Genomic DNA, 14,851 nt, shown 5'->3' on the forward strand with positions numbered 1-14,851 from the left:
AACAGCTCTCCATAAATCGGAACGACCTTAATTATAGCACAGCTGAAGCCAGTCGAAGACGTATTTTGTCCTGTTAATCCATATAAAAAGCCAATTCTTCGTCGATTTGGCCCCGGATTGCTTTCAGACACTCTTCTGCAGTCTTACCGAACACGCGGGTCCCATTTACCATGGCATAGGGACGTACCCGGCAAAGTCCACAAAAGGACAAGCAATCATATTTCACTACCGATACTTCCGGATATTCCGATTCCAGTATTTGTTCAACATCCACTTCATTGATCAAACTGGCGTCGCAAATTTCGACTACTACTATTCCCATTGTCAGCCCCTCTCTCTGCCGCAAACTTCGGCTTTTCAGGAGTGATGATTTAGTCCAAGTATCACGCGCGCCTCTTCTTTGTCCTTGTTCATTTGCTTGATTAATTCATCAAGGGAAGCAAAGTTTTCTTCTTCACGCATTTTTTGAATGAACGACACCTTCATTGATTTGCCGTAGAGATCGCCAGAGAAATCCAATAAATAGGCTTCAATCAGGTAATCTTTCCCATTTACTGTTGGTCGGTAGCCAGCATTGATTAATGCATACCAGCATTCACCCGCCATATCGTTCTCTGTAGCTATCTCGACGCTTCCAAGATAAACACCGCTTCCTGGCAACTCGTAATCACCATCCGGCGCTAAGTTAGCTGTTGGAAAGCCGAGTTTCCTGCCAAGCGCATCCCCTTCTACTACCTTTCCATTAACGGAATAGTTTCTGCCAAGCAATGTGTTCACTTTTTCAAATTGTCCCTCTCTGATGGAGGACCTGATATCCGTACTGCTGATTTTCTGACCGCCAATTGTCATTAATGGCGCTATCGTCACTGGAATTCCGATATCAGCTGCTAAATCCGTCAAAAGGTCGGTGTCCGATTTACGGCCTTTGCCAAAATTGAATCCTTCCCCTACCACAATCCCTTTAATATTCAGCAAGGATAGATGCTGATAAACAAATGTTTCAGGGGTCGTCTCTGCGTATTTTTCCGTAAATTCAATTTCATATACTTTGCTGACACCAAGACGTTCCAGCTGACGGTATTTCTCTCCACGTGGTGTCACACATTGTCTGTATCGTTCATCACGCTTTAAAGCCCACAGGGGATGCGGGTGGAAGGTCATGACCGCTAATGACTGCCCGGTTTCTCTCAACCGTCCTGCCTGCCGTAATATCGACTGATGACCGAGGTGAACACCGTCAAATTTTCCGATACATAAAATGATTGGCTCGTTACTCGCTGGAGGCGCGTCTTGAATTTGAATAATCTCCATTCCTTATTAGCTCCCTATTTGCTGATTCTCGCTGTCTTCGACAGCCATTCGAATTCCTCTATTTATCAGTACCCTGCACGGGCAAAACAGACGTAAGTGTTTGCTTCTCTACCCATCGTCCAGTTTTTTGTTCTGACAAAATCCCAGACATCCCCATTATACTAGATAAAACCGTTAAACTGTAAAGTACCAAGCACTTTTGATTGAAAACTAGTCGATCGGTGCCCATTGCCGAATACGAAGATATAGTAGTACTCCATTGCCGGAAATATTAACAACACCGTTTTTTCAACCATTTTGATATTTCCCCGTCCTATAAGAATAAGGCAGCCCGGAAAGGCTGCCCTTTTCTATAAATCATGAGAAGATTTTCGTTTCTGACGGGAATGGTTTTGATTTTTCACTTGGTGGGATCCGCTTAGCGGTTCCCCATAAGGCTGGTTTGGACTTTTCGGCAGGTTGGGCTGCTTTTGTTGTTTTGGACCTTCACGTCTACCTGACATTTAATGTCCTCCTTTCTGTAATTAAGAATAGTTTCTAATTAACACATCCTCTTTATTCCTAATGATTTGTGCTTTCAATATAAGTCGAGTGAGCATTCTTCTTTTCGGAATATTCTCTACTATGACCTATATACACCAACTTGTCTAAACAGGAATACCATAAGAAAGGAGAACGAAGGAAAGTGACTAATGCAAAATCTGAAGTAATGGTATTTGGCACTTTCCATATACGCTACATCCCAGACTTATTTCGCTACCAAATGGGTGCCTAAATAGCAACTACCTGTAAAGGATACCAAGAAGTTGTCAAAGCTTACTTATCGTTTTATAGTACACACGGGATATCGTAAGGAAACGCTAAAGAATACGTTTACAATTATTAGGAGCTTAGTATATACTAATAATTGATTGATCAATCAATTGTTAATAAGGAGAAGCATATGCCACTTTCAGGTAATCAAATCGAAAAAATGAAAGTAAAACGAGATAAGATTTTGGAACAGGCGATTATCCTGTTTTCAGAACATGGGTATAACGACACCACTATTTCCAAAGTGGCAAAAGCCTCTGGAATAAGTTTCGGCAGCGTATTTACCTACTTCGAGAACAAAGAAGAGTTATTTCATCATGCAGTTGTAGAACGTCTAAAAGAACTTTCCCCTCTGTTATTGGACTTCGATCCAAATGCAGAAGACCCTTACAAGGAATTAGAAGCCATGATCGACAAGCATATCCGCTTATTTGCCAGTGTCGGTACTTACTTGCGGCTTGTTACCCAGGTAATCGGACAGCATCAACGGTTCGAACGCCAATTCAAGGAGCTTGACCGATTTTATTATACCTTCCGTTATAAGATCGCAGACTTGGTGGCTAAAGGACAAAGCAGTGGCCAGCTTCGAAGTGAGGTAGACCCTCTCACCTCTTCTATTGCCTACACTTCCTTCCTGATGGGAATCCGGCTAAATTTGGCTGATCAACCCGAACACGATATTTGGTCTGATTTTGCGCCGGTTGCCATACGGTTATTCGGACCGAACCTTCCATAAAGTGAAGGTTCTTCTAATTTACAAAAATGATTGATTAATCAATCAAAAAAGGAGAACGAATCATGAACTTTTTTTCTTTTTCCCGAACCATTCAAATTCGGTTAGTCCTTCAATTTATCACCACAACAGCTAATGCGGCGGTTACTCCTTATCTTGTCGTTTTTTTCTCGAATATGCTGGGAACGATAGTGACGGGCTTTATGTTTTTGAGCGTAATGGCAGCTAATATCGCCGGTTCCTTTACCGGGGGGTACATGTCAGATAAGAATGGAAGAAAGCCGGTGATAGTCTTTTCTGAAACAATCGTGCTTTGCGGCTTTCTATTCGTGGCAGCAGTCAATTCCCCTTGGCTGAGCCTTCCTTATTTCACCTTTGTTCTCTTTGTCATCATTCATTTTTCTCTCGGGTCAGCGACCCCTGCCTACCAAGCGATGATCATCGATGAAAGTAATCCGGAAAACCGAAAAGCAGTTTACACATTTTCTTATTGGTTGCAAAACCTTGCCATATCTATCGGGGGGATTACCGGTGCCTTCCTATTCATGGACCATCATTTCCTTCTGTTTTTAGGTGTAGCAGCTGCTACCATGATTTCGCTCGGAATGACCGTTTTCTTTATCAAGGAGTCGTTTCAACCCGATACTTCCAAATATCATAAGAAGACAGCTCCTCAAAAAGATTTGGGAAATGGAGTCAGAACTTATTTCAGCGTCTTGAGACACAAAACTTTTGCCGCATTCACTTTGGCAAACTTACTTATCGTCGCGACAGAGGAACAATTGACTAATTACATCGGGCTTCGTCTGGCAGAAGACATACCGGAAGCGAGACAGTTGGTGCCGTTCTTGCCGTTCCAGGCAGATGGTATCAATTTATTAGGGATATTGAAAGCTGAAAATACTATTTTGGTTGTCTGTTTGACTGCTTCCTTGGATATACTGTACTCAGCTTTCACCATTCAGCCATTGTGCTGATTGCCGCCATGTTCTTTGCTACTTTGGGAGAATTGCTGCACATTCCAGTAAAACAGACAATGCTTGCCAACATGGTACCAGACCATGCAAGAAGTACTTACATGGCTGTATTTGGGTTGATGACAATTCTTGGCGCTGTGATTGCCGGTTTGTTTATTTTTCTCAGCAATTTCCTGCCAACTTCTGTCTTAACGTTTGCATTTCTTTTAATGGGAGTAATCACCATTATCATTTTCAGTCGATTGACTGGAAGAAATGCGTCGGAGAGAAACGGAACAACGACATCACAAATCAGTTCCTGAACCGCTTTAAAAAATTCCCAAAAATGCTGCCCACCCTCTTAAACAGAAAGTAATAGTCGAACTCTTTAAAATCAGAAAAAAAGCCGGTGAAGGAAAATCCTTCATACCGGCCCTTAGGTGGGTGCTCCTCATCAATAGCATTGAAATGATTCAATCCGATTCAAGTCAATTCCAAAGTAAACCCACCGGAATCCAGTCCAGCGGTAACCCGCTATGCTACGGCGACCGACAAAGGTAGGATAATACCAGAAGGATTCAAAACCTTCCAGCCAAACATAGGTGAAACGGAATAAGCAGCCGCGGATTCCTCCTGGGTCGACCGCATAGGTTTGAAATGGTGCTTGCTGCGGTACCACAGATGGCGGGGGACTTGTAGGGGGTCCCGCCTGTGGAGTGCCTCCCGGCGGTTGCGTCGGTGGCGGAAATGAAGGAAAACCAGGAGTACCTGGCTGCGTATCCAGTTGTCCCCTTTCCCACCATTCGACTGGTTGATTCGAAGGTACCTGCCATGGATGATACATATTCTGAACCTCCTTCCTTATGGTTACTTCTCATTGTATGTCATCCGTCTAACTTTCGTTTCTATATCCAAATAAAGGAATTTTTGTGAAAAAGGTACTAATATTAATTGAATTAATTCAAAAAAAAAGATACTATTTCAATAGAATGATAGATAAGGTAGGGTATAATTTATGAAAAAAGATCTAGAAAGAGAGATAGAGCAATTAAGGTTGAAGATGTATAAAGCCTATAGCAATGAGCCGGACGGGAAAGAGGTCCTAAAAATTTCCCAGGCGCTGGATAAGCTGCTCAATGAATTCCAAAAAACAAAGTCCATTCACTAAATCGGTTTTTTCGAAAACTCCAAGACCCTGTATAATCCTCAAGATTAACACCGTCCCACACCATGTTTACTTTCTTTTTTGCTTCCTTTTAAAATAAGTCTATCGTATGCTTGCCTATTCACTGCTGTTCCTATACAATAAGAACACACGTTCCCTTGAATAGGAGTGAAGTTTCCTTGATAATACAATGTCAGATAACAACTTTTTTCTTACCAGCTCCCCATAGGCGATACTGCTGTACCGAATGGAAAATAAAATTGCTTTACAAACAAAAGTCCTTTCAATTTTTCATTTCGAGACACAAGGTTTTACGACAAGTCTATGAGGAAAAAAGATAAGCTATTGTTGTAAAAGTTGGGTAATGAATCAATCTACATAAGAAAGTAGAGAAGTATTATGTTGAAACAGCTAGAACAAAAGATGGAACAGCTAAGAATGGAAATGTATGTTGTTTATGAAAAATCGCACAGTTTGTCAGATGAGGAATTGCTTCGCCTTACCAATGAGTTGCACGAGGTGGTGGTCCGCTGGCGAATGGAAAAGTACGGAGATCGATACGGCTGCAGGCCATTCCGGCGTTCACAGGAAAAAGAGTAGATAAAACTAGAACATCCTCAGCTGAAAATATAGGAACCACCATTATTCGTCAATCTCGATCAAGCTATCCCCTCTTCTATCTTCCCGTGTAAAAAAAACGGCATACCTCCGGACTCCCAGAAGTATGCCGCTACTGCTATTTTTCTGCTGCCGTCGTTTTCTCGGCAGTTTTTTTCGTATTTAAAAACAATGCCAGCAGCATCCCAGCCAAAGCAAGAATGGAAGCAAACAAAAAGGCGCTATTATAGCCATGCAACAAGGCGCTATTGGCTACCTGCTGCTTGGCATCCGCCTGGGATAGTCCTGCCAGGGAAGACATATCCGGCTGATAGTTTTTGGAAGCAGTTGTCATCACTGTGATAAGGATAGCAGTACCAATCGATGCGGACACCTGTTGCATCGTGTTCGCCATTGCTGAACCATGGGCATTCCATTCATCTGGAATTTGGTTCAGACCGGCAGTCATAACCGGCATCATGGCTAACGCCAAACCGAACATACGGACAGCATACACAATGGCAAGCATCGTAAACGAAGTCTCCATTGACAAGTTTGTGAAAACATAGGTTGTGACTGCAACGATAGCCAAACCAGGAACCGCAAGCCAACGCGCTCCAAATTTATCGAACATCATCCCTGTAATCGGCGACATGATTCCCATCACAACCGCGCCCGGAAGCAACATCAGGCCGGACTCAAGTGGTGTAAAACCACGTAAATTCTGCATGTATAGCGGCAGCAATGTTTCTGCACCGATCATTGACATCAATACGATCATGGTTATGACCAGGGATAGACTGAAAATGTTGAATTTAAATACTTTGAATTGTAACAGCGGGGTGGCCAATTTTAGCTGGCGCCATATGAATAACCCCAGGATGATAGCACCGCCAATCAAGCAAATAAGTACTTTGGAGCTGCTCCAGCCATCTTCCCCAGCGCTGCTGAATCCATACAACAATCCGCCGAAACCGAAAGATGACATGATAATCGACAAAATATCGATCTTAGGCTTCGTTAATCTAGTGACATTCTTCATTGAAAAGTAAGCAAATACAATGGTTAAAATCACGATGGGCAGCACAATATAGAACAGCGCCCTCCATGCAAAGTATTCCAATAACCAGCCGGACAGCGTCGGTCCGATTGCCGGGGCAAACGAGATCACGATTCCCGCCATCCCCATAACGGCACCACGTCTCTCTCTCGGGATAACGGTTAATATGACGGTCATCATCAACGGAAGCATGATTCCCGATCCAGCGGCCTGAATAACCCGGCCCGTTAGTAGTAAAGGGAATACGTGGGACAGGGAGCTGATCAATGTACCCAATCCAAAAATACTGAAAGCAGTCATGAACAGCTTCCTTGTCGTAAATCGTTCAATTAAAAAAGCGGAAATCGGGATCATTACCCCGTTCGTTAATAGAAAAGCGGTCGTGAGCCATTGCACTTTATTTTCTGTAATGCCGAAATCAGCCATAATGGATGGCAATGCGGTTGCCAGCAAAGTTTCATTCAATAAACCGACGAATGCACCGATTAACATGACGGCTAGCATCGGACCGATTTTTATATCGGGCTGGCTTGTTTGTTGGTTTTGTTCTTCCATTATCTATCTTCTCCTTCTTCCCTCAATAATCTGTTAAGTGTATGCTCGATTTGCAGAATACTGCCTATGATAGAATCCTGCCTTTTTAAATAATGAAGTAATGCATCAAGCAAGTATGTCTGCGGCTTGTCTTTTTGTATTTCATCCGAAAGATGATTCAGAGCCGCTAATGTATTATTCTTCGTTTTGTCCGATACAACAAGTGTTTCAGCCTCTTGTCTGACAGCCTCTAATAGTTTATGCAGCTGTTGCTTCAAGATGGCAGGATTATCAGTCTGTTTATCCGGTAAGACCGTCTCTTCACTGAGAATGGGTTGCAGATTTTTCGCCCGATTAATCATTGCTTCTAAAACATCTGTCAGTAAATGAGCCAATCGGTCCACCGGCACTTGGGTTTGCTTGAATACTAGCAGATAAATATACTCTTTCAATATCCCCTCAAACATGACGACGATATCCCAAATCGCAGGACTGTCTCCAAATGCCTCGATTAAACTTTGTTTATGCCACTGTATTAATTTCATATGGAACTCTTTCATCATATGAGAAATTTCATTTGATTCCCCGGGTGGAAATTCTTTGAACAATGTAAAGAATATCGAACTGTTTTGCCGAGTTTGTTCGAGCTCGATTTCTATTCGCTTTTTTAATAATTCCTTTCCGGTCAAAGCCCCGCCAATCTGAACGGAATCGGCTTTTCGAAACATTTTATTGTGGGTGTCCTTAACCAATTCAATTAATAACGCCTCTTTACTAGCAAAATGTTTATAAAAAGCGCCCTTGGAAACCCCTGTCTCAAAAGCTATTTCCTGTACGGAGGTCATATGGTATCCTTTTTCCGCGAATAGCCGGTTTGCCGCCTCTTTTAAAACCTGCTTTTTACTGATCTGTCTCCCCCCAAAACCAACTGGTTACCTTTTAGAACCACTTGGTCATTTTATCATGAGGATTATCTTATGACACATAATGCTTTTTGTCAACAAAGGGCTATTCAGATAAAAAAATAGGAACAAGGAGATGTATCTCTGCTCCTTGTTCCTAGCCTCATTTCCATGATTTATTTATTCACCACTTCTATCTCAAGCAATTCCTCCAAATGTCGAATAGTATAGTCTGCTTCTTTCGCGCTATCGCCGGTCGTTTTCTTCCAAACAGTAACCATCCCTGTGTTTCCTGCTGCAGCAATATCCTTTTTCGGATGATCGCCGACAAATAAACATTTTTCCAGCGGAACGTTCAGTTGCTTTGAAGCTCTGTGAAAAATAGCTGGGTCCGGTTTCCTGATCCCTTCTTTTTCTGAAATCAGCAGCAAATCAAAAAAACGTTCGACACCGAGGGCTTTAATTGTATCCAATTGAAAAGGATAACGGCCGTTTGTGATAACTCCTAACTTTAACCTCTTATTTTTCAAGGTTTCCAGGACGCTTACAAGGTTTGGAAAAGGGATGCAGCTGTGTCTAAATTGGCTTATGTAATCATCCAGCAATTCCTGCCAGGAAACAGATTTAATTGAAAATTCATTGACCAGCTGCTGATACACCTTGTCCTTCCAAACATATCCGCCGGCGTCTAATTTCATAAAAGCTTCGATAAACTCTTCTTTATCCGCATGTCGTAAATAGTCCTCCATCCGGTCATATTGACCTTGGATGAATAACCGGATGCTCCTTTCACGATCCAGCATAGTGCCATCCAGATCAAACAGAACAGCCTGTATCATATTGCACCCCCCATGTCTGGAAATCTAATCTGCGGGGTTAAGAAGAGCCAATACAAGATGATCCTCCCACTTCCCGTCAATGAATACATTTTTTCTGGCTATCCCTTCCCGGTGAAAACCCGCTTTCTCCAGGACCCGGATTGATCCCTTGTTGTGCGGCATTACTCCTGCTTCTATTCGGTGTAATTGTAATACATCAAATGCATAGGAAGTTATTTGTTTCACCGCCTCTGAGGCATACCCTTTTCCATTGTAATTCTTATCAACGAAGTAACCGATAAATGAACTTTGCAAAGAACCGCGCACAACTTGAAACAACTGAATGGTCCCTACCAGCAAATGATCGCTCTTTTGGTAGATTCCAAAGTGATACTCTTCATCTGCCTCTCTTTTCTCACGAAACGATTCTATTAACTTCTGTTGAGCAGATAAGGTGTAATACGCTTCACTCCGAGTCATCGAAAAACGCTCAAAAAATCTCTTGTTCCTTTTTTGCAGCTGCAGTGTTTGAGCTGCATCTGCCGTTTCGAATGGACGCAAATAAATGTATTTTCCCTCCAGCAACAGGTTTTCCTCATTATGAATCATAGGCTCCCTCCTTTGAATTCGCCTTAAAGTTTGTCATTCACTTCAGCACATACTATATCTACTGCATTTAACTTCGTAGACTTTCTCTTCTTTTCTTCGTATGAAAAACGAGAAGAGACCAAAAGAAAGAGCGTTCTGACTTCCACTCCTCTTCCCGGGGATAACAGACCTATTGATCCGGAATCCTTCAGAAGGAAACAAAACGGAGGATTTTGCTTATCACGCTATGGACAGCGGATATATGGTTTTCACCTTCCGCCTCATGATAGACGGAAAACAAGGAAGGAGACAATTCAGCAAACCTATCGGCGAGCTGCCTGACGTCTTCCCGCATGAAGTCTCTTTCCAATGATCCGGCCGCCAGAAAAATCCCCGTATCCATTGTTGTTCGTTTCATCCTATTTTGCCATCTTTCAAAATAACGGAAGATTCCTCGATTATCCCACCATAATGACGGACTGCATGCGACATAACGTTGAAATGAACCAGGATAGTTGAATAGTGAATAAAGGACGAACAATCCCCCAAGTGAGTGGCCAAACAGCGCCTGCTTCTGTGTATTGATGGATACCTGCTCTGAAATCAACGGTTTTACTTCTAACTCAATAAACATTGCAAAAGCTTCCGCCTGTCCATTTTCATAATCAGAAAATTGGGGTGGAACTTTTCCGGTTTGAATCGGAAACGTATAATCTCGGAGGCGGTATGCTGGATCAAAGTCCTTTTCTGTCGGATAGCCCAGACCGACTATAACCATCGGAACAACGCCGGTTTTGTCTGACTTATGCGATTGCACGCGTGCCATTTCACAAACCGTGTGAAAGAAAGCATTTCCATCCAACACGTAAAGTACTGGAAATCCTTCTAACGGTACTTCCTGATCCGGAACACACAACATCAGCTTGTAATGTTCATATTTGCCGGACTCGATTTCGATCTGTTCTACACCTGGGAATAATCCTCTTTTCTTTTCCAACGCCTTCTCTCCTTTTCGGTCTTGTATTTTCAATCAACGATTGTATAGAAAGCACTTCTTTTTCCCACACTTTTTTAATAGGCTGAATCAAGACTATAACTATATTCCTCCTGCAAAAGCCATAAGAGCTTCCATCCAACTAGGTAATCGGAATTGTTTTCCAGAAAATTCACCATATTAGAGTATAAATCTATTATTATTTAACTATTCAAACATTTAAGAGAGGATGTGAAAGGTTGTCTATTATGAAAAAGCGTACCTTAATTCTGCTTGTATTTGCAATTCTAGTCTTCCTTCCGTTAACCGGACAAACGATCAATTTCCAGCTCACCGCTTCTGAAGATCCTCCTCTAAGCCAAACAGCAGAGCCAACCACATTAAAACAAAAGTTAGATGAAATTCTGGCAGATGATAAACTCATCGGTACTGTGACAGGTGTTAGCGTCCGTAAAGCCAAATCGGGTGAATTGATTTATGCACAAAACGGTAATACACGGTTACGTCCTGCTTCCAATATGAAATTATTGACGAGCACTGCGGCCTTGGAAACTTTGGGACCTGACTACCAATTTACCACAGAGGTATGGACTGATGGATCAGTAAAAGGCAATGTACTACATGGTAATCTCTATCTCAAAGGGAAAGGGGATCCGACATTACTGGAACAAGACTTAAGGGAATTTGCAGTAGAATTGCATAAAAAGGGCATTCACAAAATTAAAGGCAAGCTGGTTGGTGATGACACTTGGTATGATGACGTCCGTTTGTCTGAAGACCTAAATTGGTCGGATGAACCGTTCTACACCGGTGCCCAGGTATCTGCTCTTACCTTGTCTCCTGATTCTGATTATGATGCCGGAACGGTCATTGTCGAGGTAACACCTTCGGATCAAATTGGAGAGCCTGCTAACGTCCATATGACACCTAAGAATGACTACCTAACAATCAACAACCAGACCAGTATGGTTGCTGGAGATGAGTCGAAGGATATTTCCATTACACGCCAGCACGGTACAAACGAAATACTCATTGAAGGTAGTATGCCATTAAACGGCTCCACTTCTAAATCGTGGTCCTCTGTATGGGAGCCCACCGGTTATACATTGAATGTTTTTCAGCGTACGCTGGCAGAACAGGGCATTCATTTTATCGGTAAAACAGATGTTTCTTTCGGTCAAACCCCAAAGCAAGCAACGATGCTTGCCGAAAAGAAATCCATGCCTTTACGCGAACTGCTGATTCCTTTTATGAAGTTAAGCAACAATGGACACGGAGAAATCTTGACAAAGGAAATGGGGAAAATAGCGCACGGGGAAGGAAGCTGGGAAAAGGGTCTGCAGGTGACCGAGACAGTTGCAAAAAAATTGGGTGTGAATACCAGTACTGTTCAACTGCGTGACGGATCAGGTATGTCGCATAAAACCTATATCCCTGCCAATAGTCTGACCCAATTATTGTACAACGCCCAAGAAAAAAGCTGGTTTCCAATCTGGGAGCAATCACTCCCTGTGGCCGGTATTTCCGATCGCTTGGTCGGTGGAACCCTCCGTTCGCGGATGAAAGAAGAGCCTGCAAAAGGAAACGTGAAAGCAAAAACGGGTTCATTGAATAGTGTTTCAACACTGACTGGTTATGTTACAGCCAAAGATGGAGAAAAACTAATCTTTTCCATTATGATAAACAATTATTTAGGAGCAAGTTCTGGTATCACTGCTATCGAAGACGAGATTGCCGTGACACTTGCAAAGCATGAATTCTAAAAAGATAAGCTGTTCCTGCAGGGGATGGGGAACAGCTTATTTTTTTCTATCCTTCAAATTTCTTTCTTAATTCATAATCATGGATCCTTGAAGCAGCTCCGGCTTGGCTCCAAGCAATAATAGGCATATTTTCGATTCGCTTACCCGGTGGTTCCTCTCGATGATATCCCTCACTAACTCAATATCCTGACGTTTTTTCAGTTTTTCTACTTCTTCAAGATAAAGACTGAGAACGGACTCCCTTACAAATTTCGGCTGATACTTTGGTGTGTTTTCCTCCATCAATAGGGAACCCAGATAACCGTATTTAATCTGAAGCTGTCTTGTAAGGCTCACCACGTGAAGAAGCTGTTCATACAGTTCCGGTTTCTGCTGTTTTAATTGCTCTATATCCTCTTTAGCCTGATAGATTTCTGTCAAACTAGCTAATTTCCTGGTCATGCATCTTCACTCCTCTTTCCCATGGCTTTCTTATGCCGATTTTTTCCGTTAGTTCCTTGCTATGCTTTCTACGTTGTCTACGAATTTCTGCACGCTCTTTGCCTGACTCGTAAAGAAACTTTTCTTCCTCGGTTTCCGGGATGATTTCTGGTACTTTAATTGGCTGTTTGTTTTCGTCAAGTGCAACAAACGTTAAGAATGCCGTTGCCGCCATCCTGCGCTCACCTGTAAGCATGTCCTCTGCAATGACCTTACAAAAGATCTCCATCGATTTATTGCCCGTGTAAGAAACAAAAGATTCCACACAAACCGAATCGGTCTGATGGATTGGGTGCAGGAAATCAATAGAATCTGTCGAAGCGGTCACACATTCTTTGACTCTGGCGTGACGTCGCGCCGACAAGGTAGCGTTGTTATCCAATTTTTTCATCAACACGCCGCCAAACAATGTATTATAATTATTCAGATCGTTAATCATTACTTGATCCGTATTGACGATCAAGCTTTCTTTTGGGTTTTTTGCATCAATCATTTGATCGATCCTTCCTTCTTTTTTTGTGTTCCTATTGAGTGTAAGACTGCCGGAAAGGATTCGTAAAATGGATATTTTTTATTGTAAAGATAGATTTTATCTATGTAATCGCTTCAGTCCCTACGAGTAACTCATTGCTTCTGTAAAATGCCCACAAAAAAAACACCTCTATTCAGAGATGTTTCCTAATGTCAATCGCTCCTGGGTAAATTCCAGCCATTCTCTTGTTGCGTAAGACAAGTAATGATTTTTTCTCCATATGACCGCTAAGTCCCATTCAATTGTCGGTTTAACTACTTTTACTGTCTTTACATTTTCTTTTAGAAGCTGTGACACACTATATGGCAAAATACAAATGCCTAAATTTGTCGCGATCATTTTCCCGATAAAGTCCCATTGGGAACTTTCAGCTACTACCCGGGGAATAAATCCAGCATTCCTACAGGCCTCTGAAATTTGATCATTCAGCGCAAAATCCTTGTTGAACAATATAAAACGCTGCTCCTTTAATTCTTCTAATTTTATTTGCTTTCTGGAAGCAAGCGGGTGAAATTCAGGGATTACTACTCGTAATTCTTCTTTCATGAAAGAAAAGTAATGAAATTCTTCTTCCATTGTCGGCAACACGGTTATTCCCACATCCAACTCATCATTATAAATATCTTCCTCGATTTTTTTCGTCCCGTTTTCTATAAGCTGAAAGGTTATTTGTGGATACAGTTGATGAAAGTCACCTAAAAGTCGAATAAACTTATCGGCATCCATGATAGGAGGTAAACCGATACGAATATGCCCTTTTTGCAATCCTAATAGATCATCCAATTCTGTTTGCAAATTGTCAAACGCCTTATCGATTGTGTGGGCTTGTTCCAAAATAATCCGACCTGCATCCGTCAATTCTAACTGCTTTTTTGATCGATCAAAAAGCTCAACACCCAGCTCCACTTCAAGGTTTTTAATCATCTTGCTGATAGTCGGCTGCGTCACATATAAATGATCCGCGGCTCGAGTAAAACTGTTGTACTGGCAAACCTCTATAAAGTATTTTAAATGTCTGATATCCACGGTATGCACCTCAATTCTTCCATTCAGCGAGGGCGATTCTCATAAGGATGGATCGTCCCGACGACAGCTCTATCTTCATCATTCTTCACACCTTCTATTATACCAGCAGCTATTTCATCGTGTGTCAACCATCTTGATCGATTTCCATTGGAGACAAATCCCAAGTAAATACTTCGATATAGACAGGATGCAGGCACCCTTAATGGTTCATCGTCAAAATATCGCCTGCTCCCTTTTACATGGTAAAGCTGCCAGTTGTCTGTCCTTTCGGAAATCACCCGACCAATCCGTTCAACAGCAGGATAAAAGGGCGACCAACAAACCACGACTGAAATCGGTCCATGTTCATCCATAGCCCGTTTCAGTTTGGTTTCCAGTGCGCCCAAATCGTGATAATCCACTGCAATGTTGTGAAGCCGTGCCGGGTCACTTGCCCTCTCTAACAATTGCCTGTGTTTCTTTTGCGTTCTGCCAATCACGGAGACGTTGGCATGATTGTCTGCCAGCCATAATGTCACTTTTGCCAACATGCCTGTTCCACCGACGACCAAAGCGTGTTTTTCATTCATCCAATCAGCT

General features: G+C 42.3%; 20 protein-coding genes. 6 read left to right on the forward strand and 14 right to left on the reverse strand.

Annotation, left to right across the window (positions count from 1 at the left end):
* Nucleotides 1-73: 73 nt before the first annotated feature.
* The 4 genes from BLR82_RS05570 to BLR82_RS05580 form a co-directional block, all read right to left on the reverse strand.
* Complete coding sequence (locus BLR82_RS05570) at nt 74-322, reverse strand: YuzB family protein (RefSeq protein WP_074597966.1); 249 nt, start codon at nt 320-322, stop codon at nt 74-76.
* A 35-nt stretch (nt 323-357) separates the two neighbouring features.
* Nucleotides 358-1,311, reverse strand: a complete 954-nt coding sequence (locus BLR82_RS05575; RefSeq protein ID WP_074597967.1) for a bifunctional riboflavin kinase/FAD synthetase — start codon at nt 1,309-1,311, stop codon at nt 358-360.
* A gap of 161 nt (nt 1,312-1,472) precedes the next feature.
* A complete protein-coding gene (locus BLR82_RS21440; protein WP_281242160.1) occupies nt 1,473-1,607 on the reverse strand; it encodes a hypothetical protein in 135 nt (44 codons plus the stop codon).
* Nucleotides 1,608-1,661: 54 nt separating this feature from the next.
* Complete coding sequence (locus BLR82_RS05580) at nt 1,662-1,814, reverse strand: small acid-soluble spore protein P (RefSeq protein ID WP_074597968.1); 153 nt, start codon at nt 1,812-1,814, stop codon at nt 1,662-1,664.
* 440 nt (nt 1,815-2,254) lie between these two features.
* Between BLR82_RS05580 and BLR82_RS05585 the strand changes: the two genes are divergently transcribed.
* The 3 genes from BLR82_RS05585 (at nt 2,255) to BLR82_RS21260 (ending at nt 4,136) form a co-directional block, all read left to right on the forward strand.
* Nucleotides 2,255-2,860: a TetR/AcrR family transcriptional regulator gene (locus tag BLR82_RS05585; RefSeq protein WP_074597969.1), complete on the forward strand. Its 606-nt coding sequence runs from the start codon at nt 2,255-2,257 to the stop codon at nt 2,858-2,860.
* A 62-nt stretch (nt 2,861-2,922) separates the two neighbouring features.
* Nucleotides 2,923-3,834 (forward strand): MFS transporter, encoded by a 912-nt coding sequence (locus BLR82_RS05590; protein WP_245693650.1) that lies wholly within the window; start codon nt 2,923-2,925, stop codon nt 3,832-3,834.
* Between the two features lie 8 nt (nt 3,835-3,842).
* On the forward strand, nt 3,843-4,136 hold the full coding sequence (locus tag BLR82_RS21260) for a hypothetical protein (RefSeq protein ID WP_245693651.1): 294 nt from the start codon (nt 3,843-3,845) through the stop codon (nt 4,134-4,136).
* A gap of 131 nt (nt 4,137-4,267) precedes the next feature.
* Here BLR82_RS21260 and BLR82_RS21265 read toward each other — a convergent pair whose 3' ends face one another.
* Complete coding sequence (locus tag BLR82_RS21265) at nt 4,268-4,657, reverse strand: hypothetical protein (protein ID WP_074597970.1); 390 nt, start codon at nt 4,655-4,657, stop codon at nt 4,268-4,270.
* A 171-nt stretch (nt 4,658-4,828) separates the two neighbouring features.
* On the opposite strand from BLR82_RS21265, the gene BLR82_RS05600 reads away from it, so the two are divergent.
* Together BLR82_RS05600 and BLR82_RS05605 are read left to right on the forward strand one after the other, a co-directional pair.
* Nucleotides 4,829-4,981 carry an aspartyl-phosphate phosphatase Spo0E family protein gene (locus BLR82_RS05600; RefSeq protein WP_074597971.1) on the forward strand — a complete coding sequence of 51 codons (153 nt, stop codon included), beginning with the start codon at nt 4,829-4,831 and terminating at the stop codon, nt 4,979-4,981.
* A gap of 396 nt (nt 4,982-5,377) precedes the next feature.
* The gene (locus tag BLR82_RS05605; RefSeq protein WP_074597972.1) at nt 5,378-5,578 is read left to right on the forward strand and encodes a Spo0E family sporulation regulatory protein-aspartic acid phosphatase; all 201 of its coding nucleotides are present in this window, start codon (nt 5,378-5,380) and stop codon (nt 5,576-5,578) included.
* A gap of 136 nt (nt 5,579-5,714) precedes the next feature.
* Here BLR82_RS05605 and BLR82_RS05610 read toward each other — a convergent pair whose 3' ends face one another.
* From BLR82_RS05610 to BLR82_RS05630, 5 genes are all read right to left on the reverse strand, one after another.
* A complete protein-coding gene (locus BLR82_RS05610) occupies nt 5,715-7,190 on the reverse strand; it encodes an MDR family MFS transporter (protein ID WP_083334717.1) in 1,476 nt (491 codons plus the stop codon).
* Nucleotides 7,190-8,077 (reverse strand): TetR/AcrR family transcriptional regulator, encoded by an 888-nt coding sequence (locus BLR82_RS05615; protein ID WP_281242163.1) that lies wholly within the window; start codon nt 8,075-8,077, stop codon nt 7,190-7,192. The genes BLR82_RS05610 and BLR82_RS05615 overlap by 1 nt, the downstream gene beginning before the upstream one ends.
* A 170-nt stretch (nt 8,078-8,247) precedes the next feature.
* A complete protein-coding gene (locus BLR82_RS05620; RefSeq protein WP_074597975.1) occupies nt 8,248-8,910 on the reverse strand; it encodes an HAD family hydrolase in 663 nt (220 codons plus the stop codon).
* Nucleotides 8,911-8,934: 24 nt separating this feature from the next.
* The gene (locus tag BLR82_RS05625) at nt 8,935-9,474 is read right to left on the reverse strand and encodes a GNAT family N-acetyltransferase (RefSeq protein ID WP_074598288.1); all 540 of its coding nucleotides are present in this window, start codon (nt 9,472-9,474) and stop codon (nt 8,935-8,937) included.
* A 211-nt stretch (nt 9,475-9,685) separates the two neighbouring features.
* On the reverse strand, nt 9,686-10,474 hold the full coding sequence (locus tag BLR82_RS05630; RefSeq protein WP_074597976.1) for an alpha/beta hydrolase: 789 nt from the start codon (nt 10,472-10,474) through the stop codon (nt 9,686-9,688).
* Nucleotides 10,475-10,719: 245 nt separating this feature from the next.
* Here BLR82_RS05630 and dacB point away from each other — a divergent pair, with 245 nt between their 5' ends.
* A complete protein-coding gene (gene dacB / locus BLR82_RS05635; RefSeq protein ID WP_074598289.1) occupies nt 10,720-12,234 on the forward strand; it encodes a D-alanyl-D-alanine carboxypeptidase/D-alanyl-D-alanine endopeptidase in 1,515 nt (504 codons plus the stop codon).
* 66 nt (nt 12,235-12,300) lie between these two features.
* Here dacB and BLR82_RS05640 read toward each other — a convergent pair whose 3' ends face one another.
* From BLR82_RS05640 to BLR82_RS05655, 4 genes are all read right to left on the reverse strand, one after another.
* A complete protein-coding gene (locus BLR82_RS05640) occupies nt 12,301-12,675 on the reverse strand; it encodes a hypothetical protein (protein WP_074597977.1) in 375 nt (124 codons plus the stop codon).
* Nucleotides 12,656-13,207, reverse strand: a complete 552-nt coding sequence (locus BLR82_RS05645) for an acyl-CoA thioesterase (RefSeq protein ID WP_074597978.1) — start codon at nt 13,205-13,207, stop codon at nt 12,656-12,658. Before BLR82_RS05645 ends, BLR82_RS05640 begins: the two co-directional genes overlap by 20 nt.
* 168 nt (nt 13,208-13,375) lie before the next feature.
* The gene (gene cidR / locus BLR82_RS05650) at nt 13,376-14,272 is read right to left on the reverse strand and encodes a cidABC operon transcriptional activator CidR (protein WP_074598290.1); all 897 of its coding nucleotides are present in this window, start codon (nt 14,270-14,272) and stop codon (nt 13,376-13,378) included.
* 23 nt (nt 14,273-14,295) lie between these two features.
* Nucleotides 14,296-14,841, reverse strand: coding sequence for a Rossmann-fold NAD(P)-binding domain-containing protein (locus BLR82_RS05655; RefSeq protein WP_074597979.1), 546 nt, complete (start codon nt 14,839-14,841; stop codon nt 14,296-14,298).
* Nucleotides 14,842-14,851 lie beyond the last annotated feature (10 nt).

Source organism: Sediminibacillus halophilus (assembly GCF_900103695.1).
GTDB lineage: Bacteria > Bacillota > Bacilli > Bacillales > Amphibacillaceae > Sediminibacillus > Sediminibacillus halophilus.